This window comes from Amycolatopsis sp. NBC_00355, assembly GCF_036104975.1.
Classification (GTDB): Bacteria; Actinomycetota; Actinomycetes; order Mycobacteriales; family Pseudonocardiaceae; genus Amycolatopsis.
In genome coordinates this window covers 4,556,035-4,569,498 of the sequence record NZ_CP107982.1, presented here as the reverse complement: position 1 = coordinate 4,569,498, position 13,464 = coordinate 4,556,035, and the positions used below count along the sequence as shown (strand labels likewise).

The 13,464-nt window shown below is 73.0% G+C and carries 13 protein-coding genes and 1 pseudogene; 5 read left to right on the top strand and 9 right to left on the bottom strand.

Annotation, left to right across the window (positions count from 1 at the left end; all coding sequences use genetic code 11):
* Positions 1 to 74: 74 nt before the first annotated feature.
* From OHS18_RS20090 to OHS18_RS20080, 3 genes are all read right to left on the bottom strand, one after another.
* Positions 75 to 833: an adenosylcobinamide-GDP ribazoletransferase gene (locus tag OHS18_RS20090; protein ID WP_328618067.1), complete on the bottom strand. Its 759-nt coding sequence runs from the start codon at positions 831 to 833 to the stop codon at positions 75 to 77.
* Between the two features lie 127 nt (positions 834 to 960).
* Positions 961 to 1,974 (bottom strand): nicotinate-nucleotide--dimethylbenzimidazole phosphoribosyltransferase, encoded by a 1,014-nt coding sequence (cobT, locus tag OHS18_RS20085; RefSeq protein WP_328450348.1) that lies wholly within the window; start codon positions 1,972 to 1,974, stop codon positions 961 to 963.
* A 12-nt stretch (positions 1,975 to 1,986) separates the two neighbouring features.
* Entirely contained in the window at positions 1,987 to 2,589 is a 603-nt protein-coding gene (locus OHS18_RS20080) for a bifunctional adenosylcobinamide kinase/adenosylcobinamide-phosphate guanylyltransferase (RefSeq protein ID WP_328618066.1), read from the bottom strand.
* Between the two features lie 36 nt (positions 2,590 to 2,625).
* Here OHS18_RS20080 and OHS18_RS20075 point away from each other — a divergent pair.
* Together OHS18_RS20075 and OHS18_RS20070 are read left to right on the top strand one after the other, a co-directional pair.
* A pseudogene (locus tag OHS18_RS20075) lies at positions 2,626 to 3,549 on the top strand (cobalamin biosynthesis protein); the annotation flags it as partial.
* Positions 3,550 to 3,767: 218 nt separating this feature from the next.
* Positions 3,768 to 5,249, top strand: a complete 1,482-nt coding sequence (locus OHS18_RS20070) for a cobyric acid synthase (RefSeq protein ID WP_328618065.1) — start codon at positions 3,768 to 3,770, stop codon at positions 5,247 to 5,249.
* A 7-nt stretch (positions 5,250 to 5,256) separates the two neighbouring features.
* Here OHS18_RS20070 and OHS18_RS20065 read toward each other — a convergent pair whose 3' ends face one another.
* From OHS18_RS20065 to OHS18_RS20055, 3 genes are all read right to left on the bottom strand, one after another.
* Complete coding sequence (locus OHS18_RS20065) at positions 5,257 to 5,856, bottom strand: DUF4190 domain-containing protein (RefSeq protein WP_328618064.1); 600 nt, start codon at positions 5,854 to 5,856, stop codon at positions 5,257 to 5,259.
* A gap of 99 nt (positions 5,857 to 5,955) precedes the next feature.
* Positions 5,956 to 6,732, bottom strand: a complete 777-nt coding sequence (locus OHS18_RS20060) for a CbtA family protein (protein WP_328618063.1) — start codon at positions 6,730 to 6,732, stop codon at positions 5,956 to 5,958.
* Between the two features lie 18 nt (positions 6,733 to 6,750).
* Positions 6,751 to 6,960: a CbtB domain-containing protein gene (locus OHS18_RS20055; protein WP_247055886.1), complete on the bottom strand. Its 210-nt coding sequence runs from the start codon at positions 6,958 to 6,960 to the stop codon at positions 6,751 to 6,753.
* 192 nt (positions 6,961 to 7,152) lie between these two features.
* Here OHS18_RS20055 and OHS18_RS20050 point away from each other — a divergent pair, with 192 nt between their 5' ends.
* A complete protein-coding gene (locus OHS18_RS20050; RefSeq protein WP_328459236.1) occupies positions 7,153 to 8,049 on the top strand; it encodes an ROK family protein in 897 nt (298 codons plus the stop codon).
* Positions 8,050 to 8,087: 38 nt separating this feature from the next.
* Here OHS18_RS20050 and OHS18_RS20045 read toward each other — a convergent pair whose 3' ends face one another.
* From OHS18_RS20045 to OHS18_RS20035, 3 genes are all read right to left on the bottom strand, one after another.
* The gene (locus tag OHS18_RS20045; protein WP_328450362.1) at positions 8,088 to 8,873 is read right to left on the bottom strand and encodes a DeoR/GlpR family DNA-binding transcription regulator; all 786 of its coding nucleotides are present in this window, start codon (positions 8,871 to 8,873) and stop codon (positions 8,088 to 8,090) included.
* Positions 8,874 to 8,921: 48 nt separating this feature from the next.
* Positions 8,922 to 10,319, bottom strand: coding sequence for a Dyp-type peroxidase (locus OHS18_RS20040; RefSeq protein ID WP_328618062.1), 1,398 nt, complete (start codon positions 10,317 to 10,319; stop codon positions 8,922 to 8,924).
* Positions 10,320 to 10,544: 225 nt separating this feature from the next.
* The gene (locus OHS18_RS20035; RefSeq protein ID WP_328450366.1) at positions 10,545 to 11,180 is read right to left on the bottom strand and encodes an RICIN domain-containing protein; all 636 of its coding nucleotides are present in this window, start codon (positions 11,178 to 11,180) and stop codon (positions 10,545 to 10,547) included.
* Between the two features lie 275 nt (positions 11,181 to 11,455).
* Here OHS18_RS20035 and OHS18_RS20030 point away from each other — a divergent pair, with 275 nt between their 5' ends.
* Together OHS18_RS20030 and OHS18_RS20025 are read left to right on the top strand one after the other, a co-directional pair.
* Positions 11,456 to 12,442 (top strand): ArsR/SmtB family transcription factor, encoded by a 987-nt coding sequence (locus OHS18_RS20030; RefSeq protein WP_328450368.1) that lies wholly within the window; start codon positions 11,456 to 11,458, stop codon positions 12,440 to 12,442.
* A gap of 125 nt (positions 12,443 to 12,567) precedes the next feature.
* On the top strand, positions 12,568 to 13,452 hold the full coding sequence (locus OHS18_RS20025) for a hypothetical protein (RefSeq protein ID WP_328450370.1): 885 nt from the start codon (positions 12,568 to 12,570) through the stop codon (positions 13,450 to 13,452).
* Positions 13,453 to 13,464: the final 12 nt, after the last annotated feature.

Below are 13,464 nucleotides of genomic sequence, written 5' to 3'. Positions count from 1 at the left end.
AGGAACCGCGCTTCGTGGCCCTTGCTGTCGCGGAAGAGTTCCGTCAGGTCCACACCGGTGTCAGCGCGGAGGTCTCAGGCCGACAGGACGAGCAGCGCCGCCGCGACGGCGGTTTCGACGCCCGCGCCGAGGACGTCGCCGGTGACGCCGCCGAGCCGTTGGGTGCAGCGCCGGAGAAGCGCCGCGGCGACGGCGTAGGCCAGCAGGACGGCCACGGGTCCGCGCCACCAAGGCAGTCCGGGGACGAGCGCGGCGCAGGCGGCCGCGGCCACCGCCACGCCTGCTGCCGCGGCCCGCGGCACCGAGCCCGCGACGGTCGCGCCGAGTCCCTCCGGCCGGGCCGACGGGACGCCCTTCGCGCAGGACATCGACAGCGTGCAGCGCCCGGCGAGCACCGCCGCCGCGGCCGCCGCGACGCCGTGGTGCGCGCCGATCGCCCCGGCCAGCGCGCCGGCCTGGACGAGCAGGACGAACACCAGCGTCGCGACGCCGGTCGGCCCCGAGTCGCCGCGGCGCATGACGTCGAGGGCCTTGGCGCGGTCGTAGGAGGCGCCGAGGCCGTCGGCGGTGTCGGCGAGCCCGTCGAGGTGCAGGCCGCGGGTGCCGAGGGCCACCGCGCCGAGCGCGACGGCGGCGACCGCGAAGGCCGGGAGGTGCAGGGCCTGCCCGGCGGCGACCACCAGCGCGGCCGCGGCGGCGAGCGGGACGGCGGCCAGCGGCGCGAGCAGCATGGCGCCCCCGGCCACGCGCCGATCGATGACGCGCGGCGCCGGGACGGGCACGGTGGTGAGCGTCCCGACGGCCAGCCGCGCGGCGTCACCCCAGCGGCTCACGTCCGGTTGTCCACAGCTCGGCCGGCGCCGGCGGAGTTGTCCACAGATCGCCGAACGGGGCTTCCCCCGGGGCGGGTACCGATAGACTGGACAGGGGACGCCCCCCGGGGAGTGGTGGGGGCTGGGGTCATGCCAAGTCCGCCAGCAGGCCCATCTCCGCGAGGATCGCGCGGGCCGCCCGCAGGGTCGGGATCGCCTGCACCGCGCCGCTGCCTTCGCCCAGCCGCAGACCGAAGTCCAGGATCGGCTCCAGTCCCAGCGCTTTCAGCGCGAACGCCTGCGACGGCTCCGTCGAGCGGTGCCCGGCCAGCCACCACTGCTCCGCGCCCGGCGCGATGTCCCGCGCCACCAGCGCCGCCGCGCCCGAGAACACGCCGTCGAGCAGCACCGGGATGCCTCGGACCGCCGCCTGGACCAGGAAGCCCGCCGTCGCCGCGACACATGCGCTGCCCAGCGCCGTCAAGCGCTCGAACGGGTCTTCCACCCGGCCCGCGGTCCGCGTCAACGCCGCCGAGACCGCCGCCGTCTTGCGCTCCAGGCCGGCCGCGTCGACGCCGGTCCCGGTGCCGACCACTTCCGCGGCCGGCAAGCCCAGCGAAGCCGCGACCAGGGCCGCGCACATCGCCGTGTTGCCGATGCCCATGTCGCCGGGGATGAGCACGTCCGCTTCGCGCTCTTCGTCGGCGATCGCGCGGCCCGCCTCGAAGGCGGCCTGCGCTTCGCCGGGCTCCAGAGCGTCCTCGACGTCGATCGAGCCCGAGCCGCGGCGGATCTTGTGGGCCGTCACGTCCGCGGGGACGTCCGCACCGTCCCAGTCGACGCCGAGGTCGGCGACCCGGACCTCGGCCCCGACCTGCGCGGCCAGCACGTTCACGCCGCTCTTGCCGGCCAGGAACACCCGCACCATCGCCGCGGTCACCTCGCGCGGGTACGCCGACAGCGCGGACACGCCGTGGTCGCCCGCGAAGACGACCACTCGGACGTCGTCCAGCGGACGCGGCGGCACACTGCCGTGCGCGGCGGCCAGCCAGGCCGCGATCTCCTCGAGCCTGCCCAGCGAGCCGAGCGGCTTGACCAGGCCGTCGAGCCGCTCCTGCGCGGCGGCGCGGGCGGTGGCATCAGGCACGGGTACGTCGAACACGAGCGCCTCCGGTTACAGGTCGAGCACCCGGCCCGCGACGACCAGCTGGACCCGGTCGGCGTCGGCGGACACCCGGTTGTTGAGTGCGCCCAGCACATCACGGAACAGCCGCCCGGACGACGTTGCGGGCACCACACCGCTGCCGACCTCGTTGCTGACCGCGACCACCGGCACCCGCGCCGCGGCCCACGCGGCCAGGAAGTCCTCGAGCCGGTCGTCGAGCCGGTGCTCCCAGCCCCGCCGCTGCTCCCACGCGCCGACCTCGTCGAGCACCTGCGAGAGCCAGGTGCCGAGGCAGTCGATGAGGAGCGGTTCGGTCGCCTTCCGGAGGGTGCCCGCGAGGTCCGTGGTCTCGACGGTCTTCCAGTTCGACGGCCGCCGCGCCTGGTGCGCGGCCACCCGCGCGGCCCATTCGGGGTCGTCGTCGCTCGGGGGCAGGCCGGGCGCGACGTAGACGACGTGCGGGTGGCGGGCGGCGAGCCGCTCGGCGTGCCGTGACTTCCCCGAGCGGACGCCGCCGAGGACGAGCACCTTTCCATCGTCGCGTCCGTACCGGCGGAGCGCGCGCGCCAGGTTCTCCAGATACCCGGCGAGCCGGAGCGTCAGCTTGGTCATACCGGGCATTGTGGTGCACGCGCTAACGTGCGCCACGTGCCACTCCGTCTAGGGACAACCGCGGCCGGACTCGTTACCGGATATGTCGCCGACGCACTGTTCGGTGACCCCCGTCAGGGTCATCCCGTCGCGATCTTCGGCTCTTTCGCGGCGCGTCTCGAACGCCGCGTGTGGGCCGACTCGAAGCCGCGCGGAGCCGTGTACGCGGGGTTGTGCGCCTTCACCGCCGTCGGCCTCGGAGCCGCGCTTCAGACCGCGACGCGGCGACGCCCCTTCGCGCGCTTCGCGGCGACTGCCGTCGGTACGTGGGTCGTGCTCGGCGGACGTGGTCTCGCCTACGAAGGTGCGGAGATGGCGAAGCTGCTCGAAGCGGGCGAAGTGCCTTCGGCGCGTACGCGGCTGTCGCACCTCTGCGCGCGCGACGCGACGACGCTCGACTCCGCCGAGCTGACCCGCGCGGCGACCGAGTCGATCGCGGAGAACACGTCGGACGCCGTGGTCGCGCCGCTGTTCTGGGGCGCCGTCGCGGGGCTGCCGGGCCTGCTCGGCTACCGCGCGCTCAACACGCTCGACGCGATGGTCGGCTACCGGTCACCGCGCTACCGGCGGTTCGGGTGGGCCGCGGCCCGCGCCGACGACCTGGTGAACCTGGTCCCGTCCCGGCTCGGCGCCGGGCTCACGGCCTTGTGCGCGCCCCTCGCCGGTGGGCGTTCCCAGCAGTCCTGGCGGGTCTGGCGCCGCGACGGCGGGCTGCACCCGAGCCCGAACGCGGGCCAGGTGGAGGCGGCGTTCGCGGGTGCGCTGGACATCCGGCTGGGCGGCACGAACAGCTACGGCGGCGAGGTGGAGCGCCGGGCCCGGCTGGGGGAGGGGCGCGATCCCGCGCCGGGCGACCTGCGGCGCGCGGTGCGCTTGTCCCGGCTGGTGGGGGTCGCCGCGCTGGCCGTGGCGGTGGTGATCGCCTCCGGCACCGGCCGTCGACGGGCGATTCGACGCTCACGCCGAGGTGGGGCGGTCGCGATCGCCGCGACGGCAGCCCCCACCACTCCCCGGGGGGCGGCCCCTGTCCAGTCTATCGGTGGGCGGCGGGGGCCAAGGGCCGTTCGGCGATCTGTGGACAACCCGGCCGGCGGCGCGGCGGCTGTGGACAAAATGCGCCGGTGCGCGGAGGTGGCCCGATGAGCGGCCTGCTTGTCGCCGGGACGACGTCCGATGCGGGCAAGAGCCTGGTCACCGCCGGGATCTGCCGGTGGCTCGCCCGGCGCGGGGTGCGCGTCGCGCCGTTCAAAGCCCAGAACATGTCCAACAACTCCATGGTTTGCGCCGACGGGGCCGAGATCGGCCGCGCGCAGTGGCTGCAGGCGCGCGCGGCCCGCGTCGAGCCCGAAGCCGCGATGAATCCCGTGCTGCTCAAGCCCGGCAGCGATCGGCGCAGTCACGTCGTCGCGCTCGGGAAGCCGTTCGGCACCCTCGAAGCGGGGGAGTACGCGACCGGCCGGGCCGGGCTCGCCGAGATCGCCTTCGCCGCCTACGACGACCTCAGCGCGCGCTACGACGTCGTCGTCTGCGAAGGCGCGGGCAGTCCCGCCGAGATCAACCTGCGTGGCGGCGACTACGTCAACCTGGGGCTGGCGCGGCGGTTCGGGCTGCCGGTGCTCGTCGTCGGCGACATCGATCGCGGTGGTGTGCTCGCCGCGATGTTCGGCACCCTCGCGCTGCTCTCGGCCGAGGACCAGGCGCACGTCGCGGGCTGGGTGGTCAACAAGTTCCGCGGCGACGTCGGCCTGCTGCGCCCCGGGCTGGACAGCCTCGAGAAGGTCACCGGACGGCCGGTGCTGGGCGTGCTGCCCTGGCTCCACCGGGTGTGGATCGACTCGGAAGACGCGCTCGCCGTGGCCGGCTGGCGCCGCGAGGCCCATCGCGGCGGCCTGAGCGTGGCGGTCGTCCGGTTCCCGCGCGCGTCCAACGCCACCGACGTCGACGCCCTCGCCGCCGAACCCGGCGTCACGGTGTCGCTGACCGCCGACCCGGACACGGTCGCGGCGGCCGACGTCGTGGTGCTGCCCGGTTCCCGCGCCACGGTCGACGACCTGGCCTGGCTGCGTGCCCGCGGCCTGGACACGGCGCTGGCGGCCCGGGCCGCGGCCGGGAAGCCGGTCCTCGGCATCTGCGGCGGTTACCAGATGCTCGCGGAGTCCATTGTGGATGACGTCGAGTCCGGCGCCGGCGAGGTGCCGGGCCTGGGCCTGCTGCCGGCGCGCGTGACGTTCGCCGAGGAGAAGGTGCTCGCGCGCCCGGCGGGCGAGTGGCGCGGCACCCGCGTCGACGCCTACGAGATCCACCACGGGTCGGTGACCGCGACGGCCCCTCTGGAGTCCTTTTTGGACGGCTACCGCGTGGGCGCGGTCTGGGGCACGTTGTGGCACGGCGCGTTCGAGAACGACGCGTTCCGCCGCGCCTGGCTCGCCGAGGCGGCGGCGCAGGCGGGTGTCGCGTGGACGCCGTCCCCGGACGCGCCGGGCTTCGCGGACCTGCGTGAAGACATGCTGGAGCGCCTGGCGGACGCCGTCGACGAGCACCTCGACACGGCGGCGTTGCTGACGCTGCTGGAGCAGGGCGCGCCGGCGGGCTTGCCGTTCGTGCCGCCCGGCGCGCCCTGAGCGGCGGTCAGTTGCCGCGCCAAGAGCCGGCGTGCGACTCGAACCCGCACATCGCGGTGCGGCTCCCCTTGGCCCAGGCCGCCTCGTCCGGCCCGTACCCGGTGATCATCGGTTCCGCCGGGACCGCCCCGGCGTCCTCGAGCAGGCTCTTCAGCCGGTCCGAGCACACACTGAGCGCGCTGTCCCGGACCTTCCGGTCACCGGGGTAGGGCACCTGCGGCCCGGCCATCGTGAAGGAATCGAGCAGGAGGCCGTCGTGGTCGCCGTCACACGAGACCTTCGCCGCGTCCTGGGCCGGGCGCGCGACGTTGTAGCAGTCGTCGACCTGCATCGCGAGGATCGGCGCGTTCGACGAACTCGCCAGCGCGGCCAGCAGCAGGACGGCGGCGACCGGCACGGCGATCGCCCAGGCCACGCTCGTGGCGATCCCGCCGATCGCGAAGCCGCGGCCACGCTCGCCGCTCCGGTGGATCCGGACCAGCGCGACGATGCCGAAGACCAGCCCCAGCAACGCGGTGATCCCGAAGAAGCCCAGCACCCCGGTCGCCAAGGACGCCACGGCGAAGCCGTCCCGTTTCGCGGGCGCCGCGATATCCGTCTCGGTCATGATTTTCCCCCTCGGATCCCCCGACCCTGGGGGAGATCATAAAGGGGGCGAGGCGACGGGAACAGGCGCGGGGGCCGGCCCGGCCCCCGCGCCCGCACGTCAGGCCACGGACGTGGCGACTGCCTTCTTGGTCAGCGACTTCTCCGCGAGGGCCCCGAAAGACAGGCCCAGAGCGAGCCACAGCGTCGCCTGGGTGCCGATCGACGCCGTCCGGAAGCGCCAGAGCGTCGACGCCGGGAAGGCCGCGGGGACCTCGTCGACCACCGGCATCAGCCAGGCCACCAGCGCGACCACCACGAGGTAGCCCGCCGCGGCGAGGAGGAAGCCGTTCCACGCCCCGAAGCGGTCCGCGAGCTTGCGGCCGAAGACCGTCGCGAGAATGCCCGCGAGCAGTGAGACGGCGACGAACCCGAAGTACAGCTCGGTACGCGAGCCGATCGTGCCCGGCTGGCCCACCGCGGGCGGGTTGGCCGGGTACTTGAGGAACGGGATCAGGAACACCACGGCGAACGCGCCGCCGGTGAGCAGCAACGCCGTCACCCGGGGGCGCAGGCCGCCGAGACGGCCTTGGACGAACGCGAAGGCGAGCGACAGCAGCCCGCCGATCGCGACGGCGTAGACCAGCACCCCGGCCAGCAGCCCGACGGTGCTCTGGATGTCCCGCGGGACGAGCTCCTCTTCGGGCGCTTCGGCGGCCTGGCCGGCACCGGCGTCCGCGTCCGTTCCGTGGGCGTGGGCGTGGTCGTGCGACAGGGTCTCTTCGAGCCCGATGGACGTTTCGACCGGCGGCTCGCCGAAGGCGTAGGCGAAACCGAACGCGAGCACACCGGCGATCAGGCCCGCGAGCATGCCGCGGACCAGCAGGGACTTCATCATGGGAGTACGTGCCGCCGATCAGTGGCAGGGGAAGGCCAGCAGGTGCCGGCCGTCGTGCACGAACTCGTGGACGTACATGTTCGCGAAGATCGAGGTGGCGCCCTGCTCGGCGCTGACGAAGTACACCGCGATCAGGGCGAGGAGGACCACGAACACCGCCCACGGGACGATCTCACGGATCGGGATCCGGACGGGGAGCGGAACGGCGGGAACTGCCGCTTGCGACATGGTGGGGGCCTCCTCGGGCTTTCGCGGCCTCATCGGGGTCTTACGAGGGTCCGGGTCTGGCTTCCCCCTGGTGGGGGTCACAGTGGCGCGACCGCGCGGACTTGCACCGCGTTCCGGATTCCCTCGTCTGGCCGGTTGAGCGTAGGTCCGCACTTCCGGGCCCGTCAATGTGACAATGCGCCGGTGACTCGAATGGTGGCGGCCCTCGATGTGGGCGGTACGACGATCAAGGCGGCGCTGCTCGACGAGCGGCTGCAGCCGAAGGCGACACTGCGGGCCGAGACGGCGCGCGGCGCGGACGGCACGGCGCTGGCCGAGCAGGTGGCGGACATCGTGGCTTCGTTGTCCGAGCAGGCCGGCGCCGGGACACCGGCCGCGGTCGGCGTGGTGGTGCCGGGGATCGTCGACGAGGAGACCCGGATCTGCCACTTCTCCGCCAACCTCGACTGGCGCGAGGTCCACTTCGGCGAGCTGCTGGAGGACCGGCTGGGACTCCCGGTGGCGTTCGGGCACGACGTCACCGCGGGCGGCATCGCCGAGTTCCGCGTCGGCGCCGGCCAGGGGGCGCGGAACGCGGCGTTCATCCCGGTCGGCACCGGGATCGCGGCCGCGCTGCTGCTCGACGGCCGCATCCACCGCGCGGGCGGGCAGGCGGGCGAGGTCGGTCACATCGACGTCGGCCACTCGCTGAAGTGCGGCTGCGGTGCGATCGGCTGCCTGGAGGCGATCTCTTCGGCGGCGGCGATCGCCCGCCGCTATACCGAACGCACGGGCCGCCCGGCCGACGGCGCCCGCGAGGTGGTCGACCTGGCCCGCCACGGTGACGAGGTGGCGGTGGAGGTGGTCCAGGACGCGCTGGACGGGCTCGGCCACGGGATCCGGACGCTGCTGACGTTGCTGGGTCCGGAGGTGATCGTCCTCGGTGGCGGTTTGTTCACGGCGTCGGACTACGTGCTCGGGCCGGTGCGCGACTGGCTGACGTCGCACCTGACCTTCCAGCGGATGCCGGAGCTGCGGATCGCGCAGCTGGGCGACGAGGCGGGCCGGCTGGGGGCCGGGTTGCTGGCCTTGGACCGGCTGGACGCCTGAGCCGCCGGCGGCCGTCCGGGAACCCGGACGGCCGCCGGTCAGGCCGTCACGACCTCGACCCCCGCCGCCGCGAAGGCGGCTATCTGCTCCGGATCCGCTCCCGAGTCCGTGATCAGCTGGTGGACCGCCGTCGTGTCGCAGATGCGGGCGAACGCGTGGCCGCCCAGTTTGCCGCTGTCCGCGATCACCACGACCTGGCGCGCTTTCGCCGCCAGCAGCCCGTTGATGCTCGCCTCGCCTTCGTGGTGCGCGTACGCGCCGCGCTCGGCGTCGAAGGCGTCCACGCCCAGGAACACCAGGTCCAGGGTGATCTGGTCGAGGACCGGGCCGGCCAGCGGCCCGGTCAGCTCGAACGAGTGCTGGCGAGCCACACCGCCCGTCACGACGATCTTGATGTTCGGGCGGACCGCCAGCTCGTGGGCGATGTTGAGCGCGTTCGTCACCACCGTCAGCGCCGGCGAGCCGTCCCGCTCGGCCAGGTCCGGGCGCAACGCCAGCGCGCGGGCGACTTCGGTGCTCGTGGTGCCGCCGTTGAGCCCGAGGACCATGCCGCGCTCGACCAGCTGTGCGGCGGCCGCGCTGATGCGCTGCTTCTCCGGCGCGTTGCGCGCGGCCTTGTGCCGCAACGGCAGGTCGTAGGCCACGTTGCTCGCCACCGCGCCGCCCCGCGTGCGGGTCAGCAGCCGGCGACCGGCCAGGTGGTCCAGATCCCGCCGGATCGTGGCGGGGGAGACGTCGAGCTCCTCCGCGGAGGCCTCGACGTCGATCTTGTCCCGCTGCCCCACCATGTCCAGCAGTGCGCTGAGCCGTTCGTGCCGGTCCAAGCCCGTCCCTTTCGCCGCTTCACCAGGAGCGGTAAAGGTACCGGGTAATCAGAGCGAGCGGAGGAACGCCAGCGACGGCATGAAGAAGTACTCGCCGCCCTTGAGCGTCACCGACTGCGGCACCGGGTCCGCCGTGCGCCGCGCCGAGCCGCCCCAGCCGGCGGTGTAGTTCGACGGCTCGCGCCTGCCCTGGCCGATCACCGGGTCCAGGCCCGGTGTGACGCCGTCGACGATCGGGAAGCCCGGGTTGTCCGCCCAGATCGCCTGGGTGAACTCGAACTGGTTGCCCAGCACCGAGTTGAAGGCCATGAACAGCAGCCCGACGCCGCCGCTCGGGCGGGCTCCGGGCGGCACGTCCGCGTTCGGGTCGTCCGGGCGCTCGCCGTAGGTGACGCCCCGGCGGGCCATCAGGTGCAGCCGCTCGGCCGCGGGGTCTTCCGCGCCGCCGGAGCCGCGCGGGTTGGTCTTGCGGATGTGCGCCTGGAACGGGCACTTGAGCGCGTCGCGGTCGCTGTCGAAGGTGAAGTTGTTCGACACCGGGCTTTCGGCGCCGTCCTCCCGCTGGGTGGTCAGCGGCGTGCCGTCCTCGAACCGGCCGATGATCATCGCGCCGGCGCGTTCGCGGTCGTCGCCGGTGAGCCCGAGCGTGTCGGCCAGGTCCGCTTCCGCCTGCTTGAACCGGCGCACGTTCTGCTCCAGTTTGCGGAAAACGAAGTAACTGCCGAAATGCACGCGGGGATCGGGTGCCGCGGTGTCGGCGACCAATACCTGGGAAAGCGGCGCCGCCGGATTCCACACGTTGATGCCGTCGGTGTTGTTCTTTTCCGCGTCGACGTCTTCGGTGAGGAACAATGGCTGGCTCCGGCCGTCGACGTACCCGAAGTGCTCGATGCCCTCGCCGCGCGCGTTGGCCCGGCCGAGCCCGGTCTCCTCCGCCACGACGGCGGCGGAGTCCGGCAGCAGGTCGAGGATCTCGTTGCGCCGCGCGGTCATCGCCTTGTCGGTGGCGTCCCCGACGAGCACGACGGCGTGGATTTCGCTGTGGTAGCCCGGATCGAACGTCGACCGCGGCGGATCGCCCAGCTTCCGCCGCGTGTCCGGCGCCGTCATCCCGTGCAGGAACGCCTCGTCCTGCGGGAGGTTTTCGACGCCGAGCGCGCGGTAGTCCGCCGCGGTGAGCCCGGCGCCGACGTACGGCGTCCCGGGGGCACCGCCGCTGTTGAACCCGCCGACTTCGGCGAGGTGTTCCTTGGCGGACTTCATCTTCCCGGTGAGCGAGACGAGGAAGGCCCGCGCCTCCGCCGGCTCGCCGAACGTCAGGAACAGCGCGGAAAGATGATCACGCACGTGCGCTTTGAGGATGTTCGGCTGCAGTTCGCCGAGCATCGTCGCGGCGTCCCCGCTCGCCGTGGTCCAGGACAGTGTGGTGGACAGATCGACAGACATCAGGGTCCCCTCCCCAAGTAAACCGCCTAGCGGCGGTACCCGGCCGGATCCTCCCCTGGCCCGGCCGGGTCCCCTGAACACAGAATGCAACAAACGGGCGGGTGATCGCCACCCGCCCGGCGGTTTCACACGAAAGATTAAGTTGAACGCGAAATCGCCGCGGAAACGAAAACGCGGGCCCCGGCCGGGACCCGCGTTCCGTCAGACGACTGTCCGGTCAACCGGTCAGGACCACCACTGCGACGTGCCGCCCGCGATGAAGTCCCACAGCTGCAGGCGCGTGCCGTTCGTCCCGGCCTGCCCCTCGGCGGTCAGGTAGCGGGTGCTCGCGCCGCTCTGCAGACGCAGGTAGCCCTCGGGGTTGACGGTGCCCGCCCACCACTGGTTCTTGCCACCGGCGATGAAGTCCCACAGCTGGACCTTGGTGCCGTTCTTGCCGATCGAGTTCAGGTCGGCGTCGAGGTACCGGCCGCTCTGGTAGTTCTGGAAGCGGTAGAAGCCCTCCGGGTTCTGGGTCAGCCAGAACGCCTGGTTCGCGGCCGTGTCGTTGCAGTCCCACAGCTGCATCTTCGTGCCGTTGGCGCCGATCGTGTTCAGGTCGGCGTCCCAGCAGCGCCCGGACTGCGCGGAGACGATCAGCCACGGCCCCGGGTCGACGTCGGCCGCCGCGCGGTTGGTGGACCGCTGCTGCTTCGCCGCGTCGGCCACCTTCGAGTGCCGCAGCGTGACCCCGGCCAGCGACGAGACCTTCACGTCCCCCTTGCTGTCGGCCGGCGCCGCACTGGCCTGCGGTACGGCGACCAGGCCCAGCAGGCCCGCCGCCGCGGCGACCGTCACCATCAGTCGCTTGATCTTCGTCATCGTTCCCCTTTTTTCGGCATCTGGTAACACCTGATGACGGGGGGAAGGCAGACAGGACCCAGCCCCGGGCCGCAACGGACCCGGCGCACAGGCAAACCGGCGAATCCCCCTCGTCGAGACCCTCAAACCCCCGAAAGCGGGTCTCTGAAAGCCATCATTCAGGGGAGTTCCTGCCTCGTCGAGTAGATTTCCCGGAGCGGCAAAGACGCTGGTCAGCGGTGTAACGGAACGGTACGGCGGCCGATACAGGGGGACAGACACCCCGGGGGCCATCCGTGCGCATCGTGCTGACGTTGCAGGACCTGATCCGCGTCGGGCTCGCCGCCGCGGCCGACCCGATGGCGGAACTCGCCGCGAGCCTGCAGGTCCTGCAGCGGCGCGACGGCGGGCGGAACGCGGCGTCGTCGGCGTTCAACCGCTGGCGGCACCGGGTGTGGCAGGGCCTGCCGGACTCGGCGGCCGTGCTGCTGTGGCTGTGCCGCCCGGACGCGCCGCTCCCGGAGTTCCTGCTGCCGGCCGCGGGCCGCTACGACCTGGAGTCCGGGCTCGCGGCGGTGCTGAAGACGGAGTCGACGGCGCTGAAGATCGGCCTGCGCACCGCGCCGGCCGACCACGAGCTCCCGGGCTGGGCGACGGCGCTCGCCGACGGCGACACCGCGGGCCTGCCGCGAGTGGTCCAGGCCATGCAGGAGTACCACGACCTCGCGCTCGCGCCGGGCTGGGACTACGTCTGCGCGCAGGTGGACGCGGATCTCGGGATGCGCACGCAGGTGCTGCTCCACGGCGGCGTCGACGCGCTCCTGACCGGCCTGCGCCCGATGGTCCGCTGGGCGCCCCCGGTGCTGGAGACCGACGACCGCACCGCCGGCGAGCCCGCCTCGGAGGGCACCGGTCTGCTGCTGGTCCCGACGTACTTCGCGGTGTGCCCGGCGTTCGTGACGCCGGCCCCGGGCGGGATCCCGCGGCTGCTCTACCCGTGCGTCCGCCAGGCCGCGCACGGGGCCGGCCACGACCGCACGGCCCGGAAGGCGCCCGGCAACGCGCTGGCGGACCTGCTCGGCCCGACCCGCGCGGCGGCCCTCACCGTGCTGGCGGTCGGCTGCAGCACGTCCGAACTGGCGGCGCGGCTGGGCGTCACGCCGTCGGCGGTCAGCAAGCACGCCACGGTCCTGCGCCGCGCGGGGCTGATCATCACGCACCGGGAGCGCAACACGGTGCTGCACTCGCTCACCCCGCTGGGAAGCGCTCTCCTCGACAGCTGATCACGGTTCCGCCCGGCACCCGGAATCTCGATACCGGTCATTTCCCCGACAGTTTCCCGGGTTCGGTAGCGGATTCCGCGCGCTCGCCGACCTCTGTCCGTGAACTGCGAACGCGGGAGGCGAAGATGAAACGAGCTGTCGCTCTGGGCGCCGTCGTGGCGGTCGCTCTGGCCGGGCTTTCGGGCTGTGCCAGCGGTCCCGTCGACCGGCGGGCCCTGTGCACCGGCTTCGACGAGCTGGGCCGGACGCTGATGACCGCGGTCGGCGGAATCTTCGACAACGCCGTTTTCTCCAGTGCCGACGACCTTTCCGATCTGGCCGAGCGGTATTCCGGCGCGGACTTGAGCGCCGACGCCGCCGCGCTGGGGAAGATCGCCGATTCCGACGAAACGTCGGGGACGGAACTGCAGCGCGCCACGAGGCAGACCGCGACGGTCTGCGGGCACCCGCTCGGCCTGGGGACGACGAGCTACGCGGACACCGGCAGCACGTCGGCCGGCGGCTACGGCAGTTACGGCGGTGGCTATTCGGCGCCCACGACGTCCTACACCGAGCCGACGACGACGCAGTACGCCGAGCCACCGACGTCGACCGAGCCCACCACCGCGGCGGACAACGCGCCCGCGGACGAGGCGGCCGCGCAGACCACGCTGCGGCAGCAGGTCGGCACCGACCGGACGCGGGCCGAGGCCTTGGCGGACCGGTGGGTCCCGCAGCTGTCGTCGAAGAACGACGGCCTGGTCGCGGACGGCACGACGTACGACCAGCGGGCGATCTGGGCCGACTTCACCACGACCCGCCAGTCCTACCCGTCGGCGCTGCTGCTCTGGTCCGGCGACTACACCAGCTTCACCAAAGGCGACTTCTGGATCACCGTGGTGAACACGCCGTTCACCACCGGCGCCGCGGCGAACGACTGGTGCACCGCGGAACACCTCGACGCCGACCACTGCTTCGCCAAGCTCATCTCCCACACCCACGGCCCGAAGGGCAGCACCCTGCCCCGCTGAACCACCCCCCGA

Excerpts from the sequence above, each read along its gene's own strand:
- OHS18_RS20080 (WP_328618066.1), bottom strand. The coding sequence starts at position 2,589 with ATGACCAAGCTGACGCTCCGGCTCGCCGGGTATCTGGAGAACCTGGCG.
- OHS18_RS20070 (WP_328618065.1), top strand. The coding sequence starts at position 3,768 with ATGAGCGGCCTGCTTGTCGCCGGGACGACGTCCGATGCGGGCAAGAGC.
- OHS18_RS20065 (WP_328618064.1), bottom strand. The coding sequence starts at position 5,856 with ATGACCGAGACGGATATCGCGGCGCCCGCGAAACGGGACGGCTTCGCC.
- OHS18_RS20060 (WP_328618063.1), bottom strand. The coding sequence starts at position 6,732 with ATGATGAAGTCCCTGCTGGTCCGCGGCATGCTCGCGGGCCTGATCGCC.
- OHS18_RS20055 (WP_247055886.1), bottom strand. The coding sequence starts at position 6,960 with ATGTCGCAAGCGGCAGTTCCCGCCGTTCCGCTCCCCGTCCGGATCCCG.
- OHS18_RS20050 (WP_328459236.1), top strand. The coding sequence starts at position 7,153 with ATGGTGGCGGCCCTCGATGTGGGCGGTACGACGATCAAGGCGGCGCTG.
- OHS18_RS20040 (WP_328618062.1), bottom strand. The coding sequence starts at position 10,319 with ATGTCTGTCGATCTGTCCACCACACTGTCCTGGACCACGGCGAGCGGG.
- OHS18_RS20035 (WP_328450366.1), bottom strand. The coding sequence starts at position 11,180 with ATGACGAAGATCAAGCGACTGATGGTGACGGTCGCCGCGGCGGCGGGC.
- OHS18_RS20025 (WP_328450370.1), top strand. The coding sequence starts at position 12,568 with ATGAAACGAGCTGTCGCTCTGGGCGCCGTCGTGGCGGTCGCTCTGGCC.